The organism is Undibacterium sp. TC9W (genome assembly GCF_049339865.1).
Taxonomy (GTDB): Bacteria; Pseudomonadota; Gammaproteobacteria; order Burkholderiales; family Burkholderiaceae_D; genus Undibacterium.
In genome coordinates this window covers 1-252 of record NZ_JBMPPJ010000111.1, presented here as the reverse complement: position 1 = coordinate 252, position 252 = coordinate 1, and the positions used below count along the sequence as shown (strand labels likewise).

The 252-nt window shown below is 51.6% G+C and carries 1 protein-coding gene; it reads left to right on the top strand.

Features of this window, described 5'->3' with window-relative positions:
• Positions 1-252: transposase (locus tag ACO0LN_RS30465; RefSeq protein WP_422980527.1), on the top strand; the 252-nt coding region annotated here is incomplete at both ends.

Here is a 252-nt window from a genome sequence, read left to right as displayed (position 1 = left end):
AGAATGAAGGTGCCAAGTTCTGGCTGTCCGTGCTGACAGAACTCAAGAGCCGGGGCGTGCAGGATATCCTGATCGCCTGTGTCGATGGCTTGAAAGGCTTCCCTGACGCCATTGCTGCCGAATACCCACAGACCCGTATTCAGCTCTGCATTGTGCACATGGTTCGCAACAGCCTGAAATATGTTTCCTGGAAAGACTATAAAGAAGTTACCGCCGATTTAAAGCGCATCTACCAGTCTGCGACTGAAGAGC